The organism is Streptomyces sp. HD (genome assembly GCF_028369295.1).
GTDB lineage: Bacteria > Actinomycetota > Actinomycetes > Streptomycetales > Streptomycetaceae > Streptomyces.
In genome coordinates this window covers 1-18484 of sequence record NZ_JAQMYP010000018.1, presented here as the reverse complement: position 1 = coordinate 18484, position 18484 = coordinate 1, and the positions used below count along the sequence as shown (strand labels likewise).

Annotated in this window: 17 protein-coding genes and 4 pseudogenes; 11 read left to right on the top strand and 10 right to left on the bottom strand. The window is 71.0% G+C overall.

Annotated elements, in window-relative coordinates; translation table 11 throughout:
- Window positions 1–127 precede the first annotated feature (127 nt).
- Window positions 128–709 (top strand): 2'-5' RNA ligase family protein, encoded by a 582-nt coding sequence (locus POF73_RS18850; RefSeq protein WP_272116763.1) that lies wholly within the window; start codon window positions 128–130, stop codon window positions 707–709.
- A gap of 103 nt (window positions 710–812) precedes the next feature.
- Here POF73_RS18850 and POF73_RS18845 read toward each other — a convergent pair whose 3' ends face one another.
- Entirely contained in the window at window positions 813–1379 is a 567-nt protein-coding gene (locus tag POF73_RS18845) for a TetR/AcrR family transcriptional regulator (protein WP_272116761.1), read from the bottom strand.
- An 85-nt stretch (window positions 1380–1464) separates the two neighbouring features.
- On the opposite strand from POF73_RS18845, the gene POF73_RS18840 reads away from it, so the two are divergent.
- The 3 genes from POF73_RS18840 to POF73_RS18830 all read left to right on the top strand — a co-directional run bounded on the left by POF73_RS18840 (window position 1465) and on the right by POF73_RS18830 (window position 5576).
- Window positions 1465–2388: an SDR family oxidoreductase gene (locus tag POF73_RS18840; protein ID WP_272116758.1), complete on the top strand. Its 924-nt coding sequence runs from the start codon at window positions 1465–1467 to the stop codon at window positions 2386–2388.
- Window positions 2389–2761: 373 nt separating this feature from the next.
- Complete coding sequence (locus POF73_RS18835) at window positions 2762–4153, top strand: family 2B encapsulin nanocompartment shell protein (protein WP_272116756.1); 1392 nt, start codon at window positions 2762–2764, stop codon at window positions 4151–4153.
- Window positions 4140–5576, top strand: a complete 1437-nt coding sequence (locus POF73_RS18830) for a cysteine desulfurase (RefSeq protein ID WP_272116753.1) — start codon at window positions 4140–4142, stop codon at window positions 5574–5576. The genes POF73_RS18835 and POF73_RS18830 overlap by 14 nt, the downstream gene beginning before the upstream one ends.
- 16 nt (window positions 5577–5592) lie before the next feature.
- Here the strand turns inward: POF73_RS18830 and POF73_RS18825 are convergent, their stop codons facing one another.
- Window positions 5593–5940: a UTRA domain-containing protein gene (locus POF73_RS18825; protein WP_443049547.1), complete on the bottom strand. Its 348-nt coding sequence runs from the start codon at window positions 5938–5940 to the stop codon at window positions 5593–5595.
- 26 nt (window positions 5941–5966) lie between these two features.
- Between POF73_RS18825 and POF73_RS18820 the strand changes: the two are divergent.
- Window positions 5967–6311 (top strand): annotated as a pseudogene (locus POF73_RS18820) (cellulose binding domain-containing protein); the annotation flags it as partial.
- 34 nt (window positions 6312–6345) lie between these two features.
- On the opposite strand, the gene POF73_RS18815 reads toward POF73_RS18820, so the two are convergent.
- The 7 genes and pseudogenes from POF73_RS18815 to glyA form a co-directional block, all read right to left on the bottom strand.
- Window positions 6346–6738 carry a VOC family protein gene (locus POF73_RS18815; RefSeq protein WP_272116751.1) on the bottom strand — a complete coding sequence of 131 codons (393 nt, stop codon included), beginning with the start codon at window positions 6736–6738 and terminating at the stop codon, window positions 6346–6348.
- A gap of 200 nt (window positions 6739–6938) precedes the next feature.
- Window positions 6939–7791, bottom strand: a pseudogene (purU, locus tag POF73_RS18810) (formyltetrahydrofolate deformylase).
- On the bottom strand, window positions 7791–8399 hold the full coding sequence (locus tag POF73_RS18805; RefSeq protein ID WP_272116749.1) for a sarcosine oxidase subunit gamma: 609 nt from the start codon (window positions 8397–8399) through the stop codon (window positions 7791–7793). The pseudogene purU and the gene POF73_RS18805 overlap by 1 nt, the downstream one beginning before the upstream one ends.
- Complete coding sequence (locus tag POF73_RS18800; protein ID WP_272116747.1) at window positions 8392–11232, bottom strand: sarcosine oxidase subunit alpha family protein; 2841 nt, start codon at window positions 11230–11232, stop codon at window positions 8392–8394. Before POF73_RS18800 ends, POF73_RS18805 begins: the two co-directional genes overlap by 8 nt.
- A complete protein-coding gene (locus POF73_RS18795; RefSeq protein ID WP_272116745.1) occupies window positions 11229–11510 on the bottom strand; it encodes a sarcosine oxidase subunit delta in 282 nt (93 codons plus the stop codon). Before POF73_RS18795 ends, POF73_RS18800 begins: the two co-directional genes overlap by 4 nt.
- 23 nt (window positions 11511–11533) lie before the next feature.
- Window positions 11534–12754, bottom strand: a complete 1221-nt coding sequence (locus POF73_RS18790; protein ID WP_272116743.1) for a sarcosine oxidase subunit beta family protein — start codon at window positions 12752–12754, stop codon at window positions 11534–11536.
- Window positions 12751–14055 (bottom strand): serine hydroxymethyltransferase, encoded by a 1305-nt coding sequence (glyA, locus tag POF73_RS18785; RefSeq protein ID WP_272116742.1) that lies wholly within the window; start codon window positions 14053–14055, stop codon window positions 12751–12753. Before glyA ends, POF73_RS18790 begins: the two co-directional genes overlap by 4 nt.
- Before the next feature lie 96 nt (window positions 14056–14151).
- On the opposite strand from glyA, the gene POF73_RS18780 reads away from it, so the two are divergent.
- Window positions 14152–14832, top strand: coding sequence for a GntR family transcriptional regulator (locus POF73_RS18780; protein ID WP_272116740.1), 681 nt, complete (start codon window positions 14152–14154; stop codon window positions 14830–14832).
- Window positions 14833–14866: 34 nt separating this feature from the next.
- Here the strand turns inward: POF73_RS18780 and POF73_RS18775 are convergent, their stop codons facing one another.
- Complete coding sequence (locus tag POF73_RS18775; protein ID WP_272116738.1) at window positions 14867–15004, bottom strand: hypothetical protein; 138 nt, start codon at window positions 15002–15004, stop codon at window positions 14867–14869.
- 78 nt (window positions 15005–15082) lie between these two features.
- Between POF73_RS18775 and POF73_RS18770 the strand changes: the two are divergent.
- The 5 genes and pseudogenes from POF73_RS18770 to POF73_RS18745 all read left to right on the top strand — a co-directional run.
- Window positions 15083–15331, top strand: a pseudogene (locus POF73_RS18770) (aldehyde dehydrogenase family protein); the annotation flags it as partial.
- Window positions 15332–15416: 85 nt separating this feature from the next.
- A pseudogene (locus POF73_RS46255) lies at window positions 15417–16119 on the top strand (aldehyde dehydrogenase family protein).
- A 281-nt stretch (window positions 16120–16400) separates the two neighbouring features.
- Complete coding sequence (locus tag POF73_RS18755) at window positions 16401–16667, top strand: hypothetical protein (RefSeq protein ID WP_272116731.1); 267 nt, start codon at window positions 16401–16403, stop codon at window positions 16665–16667.
- A 146-nt stretch (window positions 16668–16813) separates the two neighbouring features.
- Entirely contained in the window at window positions 16814–17281 is a 468-nt protein-coding gene (locus POF73_RS18750; protein WP_272116729.1) for a carboxymuconolactone decarboxylase family protein, read from the top strand.
- A gap of 20 nt (window positions 17282–17301) precedes the next feature.
- A partial coding sequence (locus POF73_RS18745; protein WP_272116727.1) for an alpha-hydroxy acid oxidase occupies window positions 17302–18484 on the top strand: 1183 nt, incomplete at its 3' end.

The window sequence follows — 18484 nt, the reverse complement described above, 5'->3', positions numbered from 1 at the left end:
CGTACGGGCATGCGCCCCAGGGAGTCGAAACAGCCCCATATGCCCGATTTGAGACCATGACCCTGTGGGCGGTGATCCGGCTCTCGGCGACGCCGGGCCGAACGATGCGACCGATGCGATGGGTGCGATGGATGCGATGGGTGCGCTCACCATGACCCCGACGGCCCGGACGGCAGTGGCGTGGCTGCCTCCACGCGAGCTCTGGCCGGTGATCCAGGACATCCGCTGGGAGCACGATCCGCAGGTACGGCGGTGGCCGCCGCATGTGAATCTGCTGTTCGGCTTCGTGCCGGAGGAGGAGTTCGAGCGGGCCGTGCCGCTGCTCTGTGCGGTCGCGGCGCGGAACCCGGCGTTCACGGCACGTCTGGCCGGGGCGCGGTACTTCCGGCACCGGCACTACGCGACGGTCTGGCTCGATCCGGCAGCGGCGGACCCGGCCCCTTGGGCCCGCCTCCAGCGCGAGTTGCAGCTGCGGTTCCCGCTCTGTCGCGGACGCGGCGGCCGCTTCACCCCGCATCTGTCGCTCGGCCGCACCCAGGACCCGAAGGGCCTGGCCGCCGAGTGCGCCGCCCGGCTGGGCACGTTGTCGGCGACGGTCGAGGAGGTCGTGCTGCTCTCCCGACGCGGCAAGGAGGACCCCATGCGCCCCCGAGCCGCGATCACCCTGGGCACGGGCGAGGTCCGCCGCCCACAAGTACCGACCACGTGAATGGACGACCCCGCGGCCGCACGAGCCGGTGGCACGGGCGGCGGCCGACCAGCCCCCGGCGGCGCACGGACGGCGGCCGACCAGCCCTCGCGGCGACGGCCGGCTAACCCCCCGCGGTCACGGCCTTGAGCTGCGCCAGTGCCTCCCGCGTCACCTGCGCCAGTGTGCGCTGCTCCGCCTCCGCGATCCACCTCTCGAAGCCGACCTTGAAGACGGCGACCCCGGCCTCCGCGGTGAGACTCGCGGCCGGTTCAGTGACGGCGCGTCGGCGCAGGGCGTCGGCGAGCGCGGCCGACAGCGAGGCGAGCTTGATCAGCTCGCGCTCCTGGAGTTCCGCGTTCGCCACGATGACGGCCTGCCGCTGCCGGGAGTGTTCGCGGCGGCCGTCGAACACCTCGGAGACCGCTTCGAGCCCCGTCGCGATCGCGTCCATCGGCGCTGCGGATTCCGGAGCCTCGGCGACGGCATTCACGAACAGGTCCTGCAACGCGCTCGAACCGCCGAACAGCACCTCGCGCTTGTCGGCGTAGTGCCGGAAGAAGGTCCGCTCGGTCAGACCGGCCCGCTTGGCGATCTCCGCCACGGTGGTCTGCTCGTAGCCGCGCTCGCGGTAGAGCTCCAACGCCGCTTTGGCCAAGCGTTCACGTGCGTTCGGCTCCCATCTTCCCATGCCCGGATCCTACGCGATGACAGTCCCTGACATCACATGCTAGCGTCGATGACAGTCACTGACATCAACAGTTTGGGGCTCTCCCATGCGTATCTTCGTGACCGGCGCGTCCGGCTGGATCGGCTCCGCCCTCGTGCCCGAACTCCTCGACGCGGGCCACCAGGTCGTGGGGCTCGCCCGCTCCGACGCCTCCGCCGTCGCCCTCATCGTCGCCGGGGCGGAAGTGGTCCGCGGCACGGTCGACGACCTCGACATCCTGGGCCGTACCGCCGCCGCCTCGGACGGGGTGGTCCACCTCGCCTTCAAGCACGACCTCGCCTTCAACGGCGACTACCGGGGCGCCGCCGAGGCCGACCGCCGCGTCGTCGACACCTTCGGCGACGCGCTGGCCGGCACCGACCGCCCGTTCGTCCTCGCGTCGGGCCTGGCCGGTCTGAAGCCGGGGCACGTGGCGACCGAGCGGGACCTGCCCAAGGTCGACGGTTCACCTACGTCCATCCGCTCGGCCACCGCCGTAGCGGCCCTCGCGCTCGCCTCGCGTGGCGTGCGCTCGGCGGTGGTGCGGCTCGCTCCGACCTGCCACGGCGAGGGAGACAACGGGTTCATGGCGACCCTGGTCGCCATCGCCCGCGCCAAGGGTGTCTCCGGCTACGTCGGCGACGGTGCCAACCGCTGGCCGGCCGCCCATCGCCTCGACGTCGCACGGCTGTTCCGGCTGGTGGTGGAGAAGGCCCCGGCGGGGTCGGTGCTGCACGGCGTCGCGGAGGAAGGCGTCCCGATCCGCGACGTCGCCGAAGTGATAGGCCGTCACCTCGATGTGCCGGTCACCTCCGTGGCCCCCGGCGCCGCGGCGGACCATTTCACCTGGCTCGCCGGCTTCCTGGGACTCGACACCCCGGCGTCGAGCACCGTGACCCGCGATGCGCTCGACTGGCAGCCGACCCGACCCGGTCTCCTCGAAGACCTCGACAAGGGCCACTACTTCCGCGCCTCTCCCACCCTCCTCTGACCACTGCCAGCCGATTCGGGTAGTTGCCGGTTCAGGCAAATGCGGCCCTGAGAAGGGTCACATAAGCCCGCCTTTAAGAGTCTAAAAGTAGAGATACGGGGCCAAATCCAGCCGTCCGTGGGCAATTGACGGAGCGTCGGGCCGCTCGTCGTCGCTGTGCCCGGACCATTCTCCTCCGGGCCCTCGCCCTTGGTGGCACCGCCTCCCGATGGGCGCGATGCAGTGCGCACCTCCCGCCTGAAGTCGAGTGTTTTCGGCCCGCGCTCAACCGAGCGGTGTCCTGCGCACCTTGTGAGGCCCTGTTGCCCGCTGCACGATCGGCTCGCTCGTACGGAAGTCCGCTCCCGGATCGAATCCACCAGAGGAGACCCCTGTGACGACCGACCGCATCACTCTCAGCCCCGACGCCGCCCGGCAACTCGCGACGACCACGAAGACGACACCGCAGATGCGCGGCATCACCCCGCGCTATCTCCTGCGTGCCCTGCCATGGGTCGACGTCGAATCAGGCGTCTACCGCGTCAACCGGCGCCGCACCTACATCCTCGGCGACGACCGCATCGGCACCCACACCGACGAAGGGAGCCCGCGCGTCATCCCGGGGGACTTACGCGAGATCCCGTACCTGCGCGAGAGCGACGACGCGCTCCTCGGGCAACTGGCCGACGGGTTCACCGAGGTGAGCTTCGAGGCCGGGCAGGTACTGGTCCAGGAGGGCGACACCGCCGAGCACCTGTGGGTGATCGTCCAGGGCCGGGCCGAGAAGCGCGCCGCCGGACGGTACGGCGACGAGGCGCTGATCCAGGTCGTCGGCGACGGGCAGTACTTCGACCTGGAGGCGTGGACCAAGGGCGAGTCCATGCCGTACGCCGTCAAGGCCGTCACTCCCGGCGTCGCCCTGCGCGTCGAGCGTTCAGCCCTCGCCGGGCTGATGGAGCGCGACGAGGCGCTGCGCGGTGCGGTGGACTCGTACACGGCGGGCGGCATGCCCGCACCCGGCACCGAGGCGCCCATCGACCTGAGCGGTGGCCATGTGGGGGAGGTCGATCTGCCGAGCACGTACGTCGACTACGAGGACGCTCCGCGCGAGTACCACATGACGCTGGCCCAGACGCGGATGATGGTCCACTCCCGCGTCGCCGACCTCTACAACGGGCCGATGGACCAGACGCGAACCCAGGCCAACCTGACCATTCAGGCCCTGCGTGAGCGCCAGGAGAACCTGATGCTCAACCACCCCGAGTTCGGGCTGTTCCACAACGTCCCGACCGGGCAGCGCGTGCAGGCGCGTACCGGTGCTCCCACCCCCGACGACCTGGACGAACTCCTCGCGAGGGTGTGGAAGCAGCCGGCCTACTTCATCGCGCATCCGAGGGCGATCGCCGCGTTCGGGCGGGAATGTACGCGGCGCGGGGTGCCCCCGGTGACGGACAGCCGGTTCGGCAGCCCGCTGCTGACCTGGCGCGGCGTGCCGCTGCTGCCCTCCGACAAGGTGCCCTGCCCGAACGGCTCCGGCAGCGCGGCCGGCACCACCGAGATCCTGCTGGTGCGGATCGGCGAGGCCGAGCAGGGCGTGGTGGGCCTGCGCCCCGCGGCCGTACCGGACGAGGTCGAACCCGGTCTGTCCATGCGGAACATGGGCATGGACCAGAAGGGCATCACGTCGTACCTGATGACGGCCTACTTCAACACCGCCGTGCTGGTGGACGACGCCATCGCCGTACTCCAGAACGTCGAGGTGTCCAAGTACCATGACTACGCCTGACGTCACGGCGCCGCTGACGCCGACAGCGGCGGAGCAGGGCGCGGTTGCCGAGTCCGGTACGGCTCTCGCGAGCGCGGCGCCTCCTCCAAGTACGGCGGCTCTTCCCGGGGCGCCCCCGGCCGTGCCCGGGATCACGCCGCCCGCGCCGCCCACCTCGCCGGCCGCGGTGCCGTCCACCGACCCCTCGCCCCTGCCGCGCCAACCGGGTGGTTTCACCGCCGAGATGGTGCGCCACGAGTTCCCGATCCTGCACCGGACCGTCAACGGCCACCCGCTCGTCTGGCTCGACAACGCGGCCACCACGCAGAAACCGCGTCAGGTCATCGAGGCGCTCACCGCCTACTACGGTGCCGCCAACTCCAACATCCACCGCGGGGCCCACACCATGGCGCGGGAGGCCACCGAGGCGTACGAGGCGGGCCGGGCGGCCGTCGCCGACTTCCTCGGCGCACCGAGCCCGGACGGCGTCGTCTTCGTGCGCGGCACCACGGAGGCGATCAACCTCGTCGCACAGACCTGGGGCCGGGCCAACCTCGGCCCCGGGGACGACATCCTGGTGCCGGTCCTCGAACACCACTCGGACATCGTGCCGTGGCAGATGCTCGCCAAGCTGACCCGGGCCCGGCTCGTGCCGATCCCGCTCACACCGGACGGCGAGATCGACCAGGCCGCGTACGCCGATCTGCTGTCCTCGCGGACCCAGCTCGTCGCGATCAGCCACGCGTCGAACGTCCTCGGCACCGTGCCACCCGTGCGGGAGATGACGGCCCTCGCCCATCGCTACGGCGCCAAGGTCCTGGTCGACGGGGCTCAGGCCGTCGCTCACTTCCCCGTCGACGTACAGGACCTGGACGCCGATTTCTACGCGTTCTCGGGCCACAAGCTGTTCGCGCCGACCGGTATCGGTGCCCTGTACGTCAAGCCGGAGCTCCTTGCCGGCATGGCACCGTGGCAGGGCGGCGGCAACATGATCGAGTCCGTGGACTTCGGGCAGACCACGTTCGCGGCCGCCCCGCACAAGATGGAGGCCGGCACCGGACACATCTCCGGGGTCATCGGACTGCTCGCCGCCCTGAACTGGCTGACGTCCCTCGACCGGGAGGCCGTCACGGCATACGAGGAAGGGCTCATGTCGTATGCGCAGCAGGCCCTTGCCTCCGTGCCCGGACTTGAGCTGATCGGTTCGGCGCCCGACCGGATCGCGGTGCTCACCTTCACGCTCGCGGGGCAGGACCCGGCCACCGTCGCCGACTGGCTCGACCGCGACGGAATCGCCATCCGGGCCGGCCACCACTGCGCCCAACCGGCCCTCGCGCACTACGGGTTGGAGTCGGCGGCCCGTGCCTCCCTCGCGCTCTACAACACGTCCGAGGAGGTGGACCAGCTCGTCGCGTCGCTGCGCAGGCTGCAGCAGAGCGGCTGACGACGCGAGCGGTGCCTCAGCGGGGTCCGCGCGGCCGGAGACGGCCGGGCGGACCCCTTCTCCGCGTGCGCCGACCGCCGTCACCGGTCGGCGTGCACGTCCCCCTGAGCCGTGAGCACGACGGGCTCGCGCGGTGGGAGACTCCGGGCGGAATGCCGGGGAGGGATCCCGTCGGGGCCGGTTGTCCCTGACCGGCCGAGAGGCCCAGGGTGAGGCGGGTGACGATGCGGTAGCGGTCGCCGCGGTAGATGGAGTGGACGTATTCGACGGCCCGGCCGTCGGTGTCGCTGGTGAGGCGCTCGAAGAGGAGTGCGGGAGACAGGTGGGGCACGCCGAGGATCTTGGCCTCGGCCCGGCTGACCACGGTGGGTTCGATCGTCTGGACGGCTGGGTGCCACGTACCTCTACGCCTGTTCCTGGGCGGTCAGGGGCTGCGCCAACATCACCGGCACCTTCGGCACACTCGCCAACCCCACGGCCACGGCCGACCACTACCTGGACATCGGCTTCACCAGCGGGGCGGGCACCCTCGCTCCCGGCGCCGACACCGGGGACATGCAGTTGCGCTTCCACCGCTCGGACTGGCAGCCGCTCAACCAGAGCGACGACTACTCCTTCGGCCCTTCCCAGACGTCGTACGCCGACTGGGCGAAGATCACCGCCCAGGTGTCCGGCAACACGGTGTGGGGCACGGCCCCCGAGGGCAACGACCCGACCGATCCCCCCAGGACACCGTCCCCAACGGCTAGGGCCGGCCGGAAGGCTCCGGTCAGTTCTCCTGGAGCACCGAGAGAACGTTCCCGGCGGGGTCGGTGAACCATGCGATCGCCGCCGGGCCGCCGTTGCCGACCCGGACGACGCCCTTCGCGTCGTGCTCGAACCCGGCGTAGCGCTCAAGGGTCACACCGCGTCGCTCCAGTTCGGCGACGGCGGCCTCGATGTCGTTCACGGGGAAGTTGAGAATCGTGAACGAGGCTGGGGTGTGCGTCTCCTTCGGGTAGACGAAGACCTGCGCGCCGCTGCCGAGCTTGAGGATCAGCACCCTCATCTCCCCCTGCCCGGTCTCCTCCACGTCCAGGCCGAGAACCTCGCCGTAGAACCGGCGGGCCTCTCCGAGGTCGTCGACCGAGAAGCCGCTGAACGCCTGCGATTGTCCGAGCATGCCGCCTGTCTCCTTCAGGGGGTGAGCCGTCCCGAGAGCTCAGGGCACACCACGGGCGGCACGATCATCGGCACGCCACGCGGGCGGCGTCCGGATGGTCGTGCGCCCTTCACTCAGGTGCGCGTCGGCCGGCACACCAGGGCACCGGGCGGCTGCGTGTCACGGTGCCGTGTGAGGGGACGCGACGATCCGGCCGGGCTTCAGCGCAGGACCACAGTGCGCCTTCCCTGGACGAACACCCGCAGTGCCAGCGGACCGCTCGGGCGAGGGCCGCCGACTCCGCGTCGCGGCCGATGGCGGCCAGGTCCTCGGCGGTGTGGCTGTGGTCGACGTCGATGACCTCCTGGGCGATGATCGGGCCTTCGTCGAGGTCGGCGGTGACGTAGTGGGCGGTCGCGCCGACGAGCTTGACGCCGCGGTCGTGTGCCTGGTGGTAGGGCTTGGCCCCCTTGAAGCTCGGCAGGAACGAGTGGTGGATGTTGATCACCCGGCCGGCCAGCCGGGTGCACAGGTCGTCGGAGAGCACCTGCATGTAGCGGGCCAGCACGACCAGGTCGACGTCGAACGAGTCGACCAGCTCCAGGAGCCGGGCCTCGGCCTCGGGCTTGGTCGCGGCGGTGACCGGCACGTGGAAGAAGGGGATGCCGTGCCAGGTGACGACTTCCTCGTGCTCACGGTGGTTGGCGACGACCGCGACCACGTCGACGGGCAGATCCCCGCTGCGGGTACGGAAGAGCAGGTCGTTCAGGCAGTGGCCGTAGCGGGACACCATGACCAGCACCCGGCGCCAGGTACCGGCCGGTTCGAGGTGCCAGCGCATGGCGAGCGGCGCGGCCACGGCGGCGAAGTCCCGGCGCAGGGCCTCGATGGTGTGCTCGGCACGGTCGTGGCGAAGCGCACCCGCTTGAAGAAGTGGCCGTCGCGGCGTTCGCCGAACTGCTGGTTGTCGATGATGTCGCTGCCGTGCTCGACGAGGAACCGCGAGACGGCGTGGACGATTCCGGGCGCCTCGGGGCAGTCGAGGGTGAGTACGTACTCGATCGGCGCCCCCATCACGCCACCTCCGGGCCGCGGTACTCGCTCATCGCGTCGACGAGCCAGCGGGCCAGGTAGTCGGCGAACGAGGAGCGCGGAAACAGCCGGTACGTCGGTGTGTCGTCGACCTGCCAGAGCAGGACGGCGACGGGGCCCACCGTGGTGGACACCGCCCGGCCGGGGCCGAAGACCCGGGGATGCAGGTCCAGCGGGCAGCCCTTCTCCAGCACCTGCCGGGCAGCCGGGCCGCTCAGCTCCAGCGTGGTGCGGTTGGCCGAGACGTCCACGACGGAGCCGGGGTCTGCGCCCAGCGCCTCCCCCAACTCGGCGGCCACGGCGGTCGCTTCGGCCTGGGACACCACGAGCCATTCGTCGGGGCCGAGCCAGAGGACCGTATGCGGGCCGGACGTCGTGGTGTCGCCGCACTCGCGCGGCAGCGGTGCGGCCAGGGTCTTCTCGATGCGGTCGGCCGCCTCGGACCCGGGGGCGACCCGCAGGTCGACCATGGTGAGGAACGGCCACTCGGTCAGCGTGACGCCGCGGGCGCCGGTGACCGTGGCGGCGCGCATCCGCTCTTGAAGATGTGCCAGCGGGCTCACCCGTGCGGCGATCGTCGGCTCAGCCATCGCGCTTGGTCCCTTCGGGGTCGTAGAGGACGAAGTCGGTCACCTCGACGGGCACCAGTCCGTCGTCCAGCGGGGCGAGCAGGGTCTGCCCGATCCTGGCCCGTCCGTCGGCGACGAGGGCGAGGGCGAAGGGGCGGCCGAGGGCCGGGCTGTGGTAGCTGGAGGTGACGTGCCCGAGCATCGGCACGGGCACCGTCTCCAAGGTGACGTCAGGCGCGACGAGTTGGGCGCCTTCGGGCAACCGGGTGGTGCCGTCGCTCGGCAGCAGGCCGACCAGTTGCTTGCGGTCGGTGCGGGCGGTGTCGGCGCGGGAGTAGGACCGCTTGCCGATGAAGTCCTTCTGCTTGGAGACCACCCAGGACATGCCCGCGTCCTGCGGAGTGACGGTGCCGTCGGTGTCCTGGCCGACGATGATGTAGCCCTTCTCGGCCCGCAGGACGTGCATGGTCTCGGTGCCGTACGGGGTGATGCCGTACGGCTGCCCCGCCGTGTACACCTGCTCCCAGACGGACCGGCCGTACCAGGCGGAGACGTTGATCTCGTAGGCGAGTTCGCCGGAGAAGGAGATCCGGCAGATGCGGGCGGGGACGCCGGAGGCCAGGGTCGTCTCGCGGAAGGCCATGAACGGGAAGGCCTCTGCCGACAGGTCTACGTCCGGCGCGAGTTGGGCGACGACCTCGCGCGACTTCGGGCCGACGACGGCGATCGTCGTCCACTGTTCGGTCACCGACGTGCAATGGACGTCGAGTTCGGGCCACTCGGTCTGCAGCCACTCCTCCAGCCAGTCCAGGACTCCGGCGGCACCGCCGGTCGTGGTGGTCATGAAGTAGCGGTTGTCGTCGAGGCGGAGGGTCACCCCGTCGTCGAAGATCATGCCGTCGGGCTTGCACATCACGCCGTAGCGGGCCATGCCGGGCTTGAGCTTCTTGAAGGCGTTGGTGTAGACGCGGTTGAGGAACTCGCCCGCGTCCGCGCCCCAGATCTCGATCTTGCCCAGGGTGGAGGCGTCCATGAACGCCACGCCCTCACGGGCCGCACGGCACTCGCGGGCCACGGCGGTGTCCATGTCCTCACCGGGCCGGGGGTAGTAGCGGGGGCGCTTCCACTGCCCGACGTCCTCGAACTGCGCGCCGTGCGCCACGTGCCAGCCGTGGACGGAGGTGGTGCGCTCCGGGTCGAACAGTTCGCCGCGCTCCCGCCCGGCCAGGGCCGCGAAGGCGATCGGCGTGTAGGGCGCCCGGTAGGCCGTGGTGCCGATCTCGCCCAGCGAGCCGCCGAGAGCCTCGGCGATGACACCGATGGCGTTGACGCCGGACGTCTTGCCCTGGTCGTTGGCGGTGCCGAGCGAGGTGTAGCGCTTGACGTGCTCGACGCCGCGCATGCCCGCGCCGGTGGAGCGCCAGACGTCGGCGACGGTCACGTCGCGCTGGAGGTCCACGAAGTGGGTGTCCCAGGCGGCGGGTTCGCCGTCGGGGCCGGGGACCAGCCACAGGGCGCGCGTCGGGCCGGCCGCGAGCCGAGCGGCCTCGGACGGTACGGCGACCGGGAACCCGGCTTCCGTCGCGGCCAGCGCACCCGCCCGCGCCCCCTCGGCCAGACAGCCGTCGAGGTCGTACGTCCCGCGCGCCGCACCGACGACCTGCTGGTTCCGTACGGTCCCGGCGGGGACGAAGGCGACCAGGTCCTCGTCCCAGCGCAGCCGCCCCTGACGCTGGCTGTGCAGGTGCACCACCGGGCTCCAGCCGCCCGAGACGGCGAGCAGGTCGCAGTCGAAGGACTGCGGGGAACCGGTGAGTCGGCCCTCCGCGTCGAGGGCCTGGACCGTGACGCCGGTGAGCCGGCCCTCGCCCGTGGTGTCGACCACCGCGCTGCCCGTCAGCACCCGCACCCCGGTCGCCGCGGCGGCTTCGGCCGCCCGCTGGGACAGTTCGGGGCGCGCGTCCACGACGGCGGCGATGTCGATCCCGGCGGCATGCAGATCGCTGACGGTGTCGTACGCGCTGTCGTTGGTCGTGCTCACCAGGGCCCGCGAACCGGGCGCCACGGCATACCGGTTGAGGTACGTCCGGACAGCACCGGCGAGCATCACCCCGGGCCGGTCGTTGCCCGCGAAGACCAGCGGACGCTCGTGCGCGCCGGTCGCCAGCACCACCTGCCGGGCCCGGATGTGCCACAGCCGCTGGCGCGAGACGCCCTCGGGGGCGGCGGCTCCGAGGTGGTCGGTGCGCCGTTGGAGGGCCAGCACGTAGTTGTCGTCGTACGACCCGAAGGCCGTGGTGCGGAGCAGTACGACGACCTCGGGGGCGGCGTCGAGCGCGGCGCGGGTCTGCGCGACCCACTCCGCGTCGGAGAGCAGCGAGCCGCCGGGCTCCGGCCGGTCGTCGACGAGGATCACCCGGGCGCCGGAGGCGGCGGCAGCGGCGGCGGCCGCGAGGCCGGCGGGTCCGGCGCCGACGACCAGGACGTCGGTGTGCGCGTACTTCTTGTCGTAGACGGCGGGGTCGGGGGTCGGGTCGAGCCGGCCCATCCCGGACAGCGTGGTGGCGGACAGGCCGTCGTAGAGCTCCACCGTGGTCGCCGGGAGCATGCCCTCCGAACACGAACCGTCCAGCTGCACCAGGGCGTTGGGCTCCTCGGCCCCGGCGGCGACGATGCCGCGCGGGCGGCCGCGGTAGAGCGACGGGGCGGCCTCGACGAGGCCGTTCGCGAGCATCGCCGAGGCGACGGTGTCGCCGGGGTGCCCGGTCAGCTCCCGTCCGTCGACGGTGAACCGCAGCACGGTGGCGCGGTCGATACGGCCGCCGTGCGGGAGCCGGAAGTGCTGGTCGGTCATCGGTGCCCTCCGGGGCGTTGCTCGTCGAGCCGGTAGGAGGCGAGCACCTCATGGGTGGCGGTGTCGCGCAGGACGTTGAACCAGCGGCGGCAGCCGGTACCGTGCATCCACCGCTCGGCGAAGGGGCCCTTGGGGTTGTCGCGGTAGAAGACGTACTCGGCCCACTGCTCGTCGGTGAGGTCGACGGGGGTCTCGGGGTAGGGGACGTGGGCCTGTCCGCCGTAGTGGTACTCGGTCTCGTCGCGAGGACCGCACCATGGGCAGGTGATCAGCAGCACGGTGTCCTTCTCTCAACAGGCTTTCAGTGGGCCACGGCGGCGGCGCCGTGTTCGTCGATCAGCGCGCCCGTCCTGAAGCGGTCGAGGGCGAAGGGGGCGTTCAGCGGATGCGGTTCGCCCGTGGCGATGGTGTGCGCGAAGGTCCAGCCGGCGGCCGGGGTGGCCTTGAAGCCGCCCGTTCCCCAGCCGCAGTTGACGTACAGGTTCTCCACCGGGGTGGCGCCGATGATCGGGGAGGCGTCCGGACTGACGTCGACGATGCCGCCCCAGGTGCGCAGTACGTGCGCCCGCGCGAAGACGGGGAACAGCTCGACGGCGGCGGCCATCTGCTGCTCGATGACATGGAAGGAGCCGCGCTGCCCGTAGCCGTTGTAGGCGTCGACACCCGCGCCCATCACCAGCTCGCCCTTGTGGGCCTGGGAGACGTAGACGTGTACGTGGTTCGACATGACGACGGTCGGGTGCACCGGCTCGTGCAGTTCGGAGACCAGGGCCTGCAGGGGATGCGACTGCACCGGCAGCCGTACGCCCGCCCGCTCGGCCAGCACGCTGCTGTGCCCGGCGGCGGCCAGACCGACCCGGCCGGCGTGGATGCGGCCCCGGTTGGTCTCGACGCCCACGACGCGGTCGCCGTCCTTGAGGAAGCCGGTGACCTCGCAGCCCTGGATCAGGTCGACGCCCAGCTCATCGGCGCGGCGGGCCAGCGCCCAGGCGACGTGGTCGTGCTTGGCGATGCCGGCCCGGGGCTGGAAGGTGCCGCCGAGGACCGGATAGCGGGTCCGCGGCGAGACGTTGAGGATGGGGCAGACCTTGGCGACCTCGTCCGGCTCCAGCCACTCGGCGTCGACCCCGTTGAGCCGGTTGGCGTTGACGCGGCGTACGCCCTCGCGGACGTCCTGGAGCGTGTGCGCGAGGTTGAGGACGCCGCGCTGGCTGAACAGGAAGTCGTAGTCCAGCTCCTCGGGGAGTTCCTCCCACAGCTTGAGGGCGTGTTCGTAGATCGCCGCGCTCTCGTCCCAGAGGTAGTTGGAGCGGATGATCGTGGTGTTGCGGGCCATGTTGCCGCCGGCCAGCCAGCCCTTCTCCAGGACGGCGACCTTGGTGATGCCGTGGTTCTTGGCGAGGTAGTAGGCGGTGGCCAGGCCGTGGCCGCCCGCGCCGACGATGACGACGTCGTACGAGGAGCGCGGCTCGGGGTTGCGCCAGAGGAAGTCCGGGTGCTCCGGCAGCGGCTCGGTGGTCATGCCGCGTCTCCGTTCAGGTGGGGGTAGAGCGGGAAGGCGGAGGCCAGCTTCCCGACGCGGGCGCGCAGTTCGTCGTCGGGCCGTTCGCCCTTGAGTGCCTCGGCGATGATGTCGGCGACCTCCCGGAACTCCGCCTCGCCGAAGCCTCGGGTGGCCAGCGCGGGAGTGCCGATCCGCAACCCCGACGACACCATCGGCGGGCGCGGATCGAACGGCACCGCGTTGCGGTTGACGGTGATGCCGATGCGGTGCAGCCGGTCCTCGGCCTGCTGCCCGTCGAGCGCGGACTTGCGCAGGTCGACCAGGACCAGGTGCACTTCCGTACCGCCGGTCAGCACCGTGGCTCCGGCCTCGGCCACGTCGTCGGCGAGCAGCCGTCCGGCGAGGATGCGGGCGCCGTACAGGGTGCGCTGCTGGCGCTCCCTGAACTCCTCCCCCGCCGCCACCTTGAACGCCACCGCCTTGGCCGCGATGACGTGTTCCAGCGGGCCGCCCTGCTGACCCGGGAACACCGCGGAGTTGATCTTCTTGGCGAGGTCGGCGCGGCTGAGGATGACGCCGCCGCGCGGGCCGCCGAGGGTCTTGTGGGTGGTGGTCGTGACGACGTCGGCGTACGGCACCGGGCTCGGGTGCAGGCCCGCGGCCACCAGGCCGGCGAAGTGCGCCATGTCCACCATCAGGTAGGCGTCCACCTGGTCGGCGATCCGGCGGAAGGCGGCGAAGTCCAGCCGTCGCGGGTAGGCCGACCAGCCCGCGACGATCATCTTCGGCCGGTGGGCCAGGGCGAGCTGCTCGACCTCGTCCATGTCGATGCGCATGTCGGACTCGCGCACGTGGTACGGCACGACGTTGTACAGCTTGCCGGAGTAGTTGATGCGCATGCCGTGGGTCAGATGGCCGCCGTGCGCCAGGTCGAGGCCGAGGATCGTGTCGCCGGGCCGGAGCAGCGCGAACATGGCGGCCGCGTTGGCCTGGGCACCCGAGTGCGGCTGCACGTTGGCGGCCTCGGCGCCGAACAGCTCCTTCACCCGGGAGATGGCCAACTGCTCGACGACGTCGACGTGTTCGCATCCGCCGTAGTAGCGGCGGCCCGGGTAGCCCTCGGCGTACTTGTTGGTCAGGACCGAGCCCTGGGCCTCCATGACGGCGGCGGGGGCGAAGTTCTCCGAGGCGATCATCTCCAGCGTGGACTGCTGACGGTGCAGTTCGGCGTCCACGGCGGCGGCGACGTCCGGGTCGATCCTGCTGAGCGGGAGGGTGAGAGGGGAGGCGAGTGTGCTGGTCGACGGGTTGGTTGCCATCTGTGCACCATCCTGAGAGCCAACTCATGAGCAACTGATATATTAGACTGCTGCGGTACGGTATGGGAGCTCGCCGCACAGGTCAAGGGGGCACCCATGGAGCAGGTCGCGACCGAGCCCGCGGGCGGGGCGCCCAGGGACGCGGAGCCGACTCTCGCCGAGCGCGCCTACCGCGCCATCCGCGACCGGCTCGTCATGCTCGAAATCCGCCCGGGCGCCCCCATCAACGAGGAGCAGCTGGCCCAGTCCCTCGGTGTCGGACGCACACCGGTGCGCGAGGCGCTCAAGCGGCTCCAGTACGAGCGGCTGATCACGACCTATCCCCGGCGCGGCACGTTCGCCACCGAGGTCAACATCACGGACCTGGCCCATATCTCCGAGGTGCGGCAGGAACTGGAGCCGCTGGCCGCCGCCCAGGCCGCGCGGCGCGCCACGGTCGCGGACCGGGCGACCCTGACCGCCCTGCGGCGGGAGCTGGAGAGCGCGCACTCCGGTCGGCACGCCGCCGCCGAGCTCATGCACCTGGATCTGCAGGTGCACCGCGCCGTCTACGCCGCGGCGCACAACCCGTACCTGGAGGACACCCTCGTCCGCCACGACAATCTGGCCACCCGCATCTGGTGCCTGTTCATCGACCGGCTGTCCGACATGGCCGGCCATGTCGAGCAGCACGGACCGTTGATCGAGGCGATCGTCGCCGGTGAACCGGAGAAGGCGGCACAGCTCGCCCGCGGGCATGTGGAGGGATTCGAGCGGGCCATTCGCGGGGCCATCTGAGGCGCGGTCCGACCGGAAGTGAGTCCGTGCCGGGCTAGCGTCCGCGCCTGCGCCGTATCCAGCCGGTTCCGAGGGCGACCACGGCGATCACGGACACGAGGATCGCCCCAAGGACCACCGTCACCCCGGCCGCAATCACGGTGATCGCCCACCAGGGCCCCTCGGATTCCACAGCACACCCCCCGAACGGATCACCAGTACCGGGCAGGACGCCGGTCTCCGGGAACTGGTTCCCGGGGAGCGCTCGGAGGTGCTGCACGGCATCGCCGACCGCGTGGCCGGGAACGCCGGGCTCCTCGCCAGGCTGGAGTCGGCGAACACGGGCAAGCCGCTCACCGTGTCGCGGGACGACATCGGCATGACCGTCGACACCTTCCGCTTCATGGCCGGTGCGGTGCGCGCGACCACCTCCATGGCCGCCGGCGACTACGCCGAGGATCACCTGTCGCTGATCATGCGTGAACCGCTCGGGGTGATCGGCGTGGTCACGCCCTGGAACTACCCCCTGCTCATGGCGGCCTGGAAGATCGCGCCGATCCTCGCCGCCGGCAACACCCTGGGCCGCCGCCGCCCCCCTCAAGCGGGTGCACCTCGAACTCGGCGGCAAGGCGCCGGTCGTGGTCTTCCCGGACGCCGACCTCGCGGCGGCCGCGGCGGCGTTGCGCGTGGCCGGCTTCTGGAACTCGGGGCAGGAATGCGGGGCGGCCTGCCGTGTACTCGTCCACGAGTCGGTCGCCGAGGAGTCGTGGACCAACTCGTGGGCCAGGTACGGGAGTTGGCCGTCAGTGAGCCTCGTGCCGGGGACGACGTCGAGGTCGGGCCCATGGTTTCGAAGGCGCACTTCGAGCGGGTCACGGGGTACCTGGAGCGGGCGAAGAGCGAAGGCGTTCGAGTGCGGTGGGCGGCGGGGCTCTCGACGGGCTCGGCTATTTCGTGGCCCCGACGGTGCTGGTCGAGGTGCCCGAAGGGGCCGAGGTCGCCCGTGAGGAGATCTTCGGCCCGGTCGTCACGGTCGAGACCTTCGCCGACGAGGACGAGGCCGTACGACGAGCCAATGACATACCCCTCGGCCTGTCGGCCTCGGTGTGGACCGAGAACGCACGCCGCAGCCACGACATCGCCGCGCGCCTCGACTTCGGCACCGTCTGGGTCAACTCCCATCTCATGCTGGCGAGCGAAGTCCCCTGGGGCGGCTTCAAGGGCTCCGGCTACGGCCGCGACCTGTCGATCTACGCGCTGGACGACTACTCCCGCTCCAAGCACGTGATGCACAACCACGGGCGCTGATCCCGCGCACGTCCCACGAGCCGGCCTACAGCGAGGGCGGCCTGGAGCCCTGGCTGCGCCGCAACGGGCGACGCCCGGTCGGCTGGGCCGAGACGGGCACCGATCCGGTCCAGGAGACACGCACGTCGTGGTTGTACGACTTTTCCCCCAACCGCTGAGGACCCGGTACGGGTGGCTCCCTGTGCGCCGTCTATTCGAGTGCTTGTCTGCACGTCACCGCTTCTCGTCTGTGGGTGGGCGGCATACCTCTGGCGACCACACACCTACCGAAGGAGACGCTCATGCGTGCACCTATCGCCCTGGCCGCCCTCGCTCTCGCCGGGACAGCTCTGCTCGGAGGCCCGGGCCTGGCCTTCGCCGACGACGAGATGGGGACCGGCGGAGCCGATTTCGGGAACAACGCTCCGGCCATGCCCAACTTCGGCCAGGGCTCGTCCGATTCCGACCCGAGCGCGTCCGGCTCCAACCAGAGCACCCCTGGTTCCGACCAGGGCACGCCCAGCTTCGGCGCGGTCGGGTCCGTCTTCGACCCGACCAGCGCCGGCTGACGGCTGGTCCGCGCTTTCATTCCCTGCCCCCCGCACCGAGATGTTGTCGGTGCGGGGCGCGGGGTTTTCCCCATTCGAATACGCACTCGCCTGAGGCCAGATATCGACGTCTTCTGAATCGGCCGCGCCGACGTTAGCGTGGCGGCATGACAGAGCAACGGATAAACGTGGGAAATCAACTCCCCGACGCCTTCGGGCGACTTCGGGAGATCCGGGACCTCGTCGAAAAGGCAGCCGCCGATGCCGGCCTCGACATGAGACTCGTCGAACTCGTCAAGATCAGGGCGTCGCAGATCAACGGCTGCGCCTACTGCCTCGATCTGCACACCCGCGACGCCCGGAGGCTGGGCGAGGACGAGCGCCGGCTGCACCTGGTGGCCGCCTGGTGGGAGACCAATCTGTACAGCCCCCAGGAGCGGGCCGCGCTCGCGCTCACCGAGACCATCAGCAAGCTGTCGCAGACCCAGGACGTACCCGACGACCTCTACGCGGAGGCGACCTCGGTGTTCACGAAGGAGCAGTACACGGCGATCGTCTGGTCGATCAGCGTCATCAACTCCTTCAACCGGCTCGCCGTCACCAGCCGCAAGGCCCTGCCCGCGCGCGTCGCCTGAGGACGCGAGGAAGGTATTCCGTGACGAATCGACGCTTGCCGCGGCCCCGAGAGGTGGCCCAACTCCTGCGCCCCAAGCCGTTCGTGCTCGATCCGACCGACCGCAGGCTGTCGTCCGCGCACTCCATACCCGATCTGCGCCGCATCGCCCACAGGCGCACTCCCCGCGCGGTGTTCGACTACACCGACGGAGCGGCGGAGAACGAGGTCAGCCTGCGGCGCGCCCGGCGGACGTTCCGCGACCTGGAGTTCCATCCGCATGTGCTGCGCGGGGTTCCCGACGTGGACACCAGCACCGAGATACTGGGCAAACGCTCGGCCCTGCCGTTCGCGTTCGCCCCGACGGGGTTCACCCGCATGATGCACCACGAGGGCGAACGGGCCGTGGCCTCCGTCGCCGAGCAGGCGGGCATCCCGTACGCCCTGTCCACCATGGGGACGACGTCGATCGAGGACGTCGCCCGCATCGCACCGAACGCGCGCAGGTGGTTCCAGCTGTACGTGTGGCACGACCGCGGAGCCGGCCGCGAACTCATGCAGAGGGCGCACGACGCCGGATACGACACGCTTCTGCTGACCGTGGACACCCCGGTGGGCGGGGCGCGGCTGCGGGACATGCGCAACGGCCTGAGCATCCCGCCCCGGCTCACGCTCCGCACCTTCCTGGACGGCGCCACGCATCCGGCCTGGTGGGTGAACCTCCTCACCACCGAGCCCCTCACCTTCGCGTCCCTCAGCTCCTGGGACGGCACGGTGGCGGAGCTGATCAACGCGATGTTCGACCCGGCGCTCGACTTCGACGACCTCGACTGGGTGCGGCAGAGCTGGCCGGGGAAGCTGGTGGTGAAGGGGATCCAGAGCGCCGAGGACGCCCGGGACGTGGTCAAACACGGTGCCGACGCGGTGCTGCTGTCCAACCACGGGGGCCGCCAGCTCGACCGGGCCCCGACCCCGCTCGAACTGCTGCCGAGGGTCCGGGACGAGATTCAGCAGGACGCGGAGGTCTGGCTGGACGGCGGGATCCTCTCCGGGGCGGACATCGTGGCCGCGATCGCCCGCGGTGCTGACGCCTGTCTGGTCGGCCGGGCCTACCTGTACGGCCTGATGGCGGGCGGCGAACGCGGAGTGCGCCGCGCGGTGGACATTCTGCGCACGGAGCTGGTGCGGACCATGCAGTTGCTGGGTGTGCGCTCGACGGCGGAAC

What these genes read in the sequence shown, in the direction of transcription:
- POF73_RS18850 (WP_272116763.1), top strand. Translation starts at nt 128, where the DNA reads ATGGATGCGATGGGTGCGCTCACCATGACCCCGACGGCCCGGACGGCA.
- POF73_RS18845 (WP_272116761.1), bottom strand. Translation starts at nt 1,379, where the DNA reads ATGGGAAGATGGGAGCCGAACGCACGTGAACGCTTGGCCAAAGCGGCG.
- POF73_RS18840 (WP_272116758.1), top strand. Translation starts at nt 1,465, where the DNA reads ATGCGTATCTTCGTGACCGGCGCGTCCGGCTGGATCGGCTCCGCCCTC.
- POF73_RS18830 (WP_272116753.1), top strand. Translation starts at nt 4,140, where the DNA reads ATGACTACGCCTGACGTCACGGCGCCGCTGACGCCGACAGCGGCGGAG.
- POF73_RS18815 (WP_272116751.1), bottom strand. Translation starts at nt 6,738, where the DNA reads ATGCTCGGACAATCGCAGGCGTTCAGCGGCTTCTCGGTCGACGACCTC.
- POF73_RS18805 (WP_272116749.1), bottom strand. Translation starts at nt 8,399, where the DNA reads ATGGCTGAGCCGACGATCGCCGCACGGGTGAGCCCGCTGGCACATCTT.
- POF73_RS18800 (WP_272116747.1), bottom strand. Translation starts at nt 11,232, where the DNA reads ATGACCGACCAGCACTTCCGGCTCCCGCACGGCGGCCGTATCGACCGC.
- POF73_RS18790 (WP_272116743.1), bottom strand. Translation starts at nt 12,754, where the DNA reads ATGACCACCGAGCCGCTGCCGGAGCACCCGGACTTCCTCTGGCGCAAC.
- glyA (WP_272116742.1), bottom strand. Translation starts at nt 14,055, where the DNA reads ATGGCAACCAACCCGTCGACCAGCACACTCGCCTCCCCTCTCACCCTC.
- POF73_RS18780 (WP_272116740.1), top strand. Translation starts at nt 14,152, where the DNA reads ATGGAGCAGGTCGCGACCGAGCCCGCGGGCGGGGCGCCCAGGGACGCG.
- POF73_RS18755 (WP_272116731.1), top strand. Translation starts at nt 16,401, where the DNA reads ATGCGTGCACCTATCGCCCTGGCCGCCCTCGCTCTCGCCGGGACAGCT.
- POF73_RS18750 (WP_272116729.1), top strand. Translation starts at nt 16,814, where the DNA reads ATGACAGAGCAACGGATAAACGTGGGAAATCAACTCCCCGACGCCTTC.